Source organism: Legionella bozemanae (assembly GCF_001648595.1).
GTDB lineage: Bacteria > Pseudomonadota > Gammaproteobacteria > Legionellales > Legionellaceae > Legionella > Legionella bozemanae.
In genome coordinates, this window is record NZ_KV441811.1 from 1 (window position 1) to 286 (window position 286).

Genomic DNA, 286 nt, shown 5'->3' on the forward strand with positions numbered 1-286 from the left:
ATGTCGCGGTCAAAGTATTTGGCGATGATATGAATACTTTATTGGAGATCGCAGAAAACATTAGTACACAACTTAAAAAAGTACCAGGAGCTGCAGATGTCAAAATCGAACAAGTGAGTGGATTACCTCTTTGGACGGTGGTAATTAATCGCGATACTTTGGCGCGTTACGGTTTGCAAGTTGGCGCTGTGCAAGATGCCATTGTGATTGCTACCGGCGGGAAAAAGGGTGGTGAGCTTTTTGAAGGAGATAAGCGTTTTGATATCGTGGTACGATTACCTGAGTC

At 43.7% G+C, this 286-nt stretch carries 1 protein-coding gene; it reads left to right on the plus strand.

Annotated features, from left to right (window positions below):
* A partial coding sequence (locus A8O27_RS19225; RefSeq protein WP_259293074.1) for an efflux RND transporter permease subunit occupies window positions 1–286 on the plus strand: 286 nt, incomplete at both ends.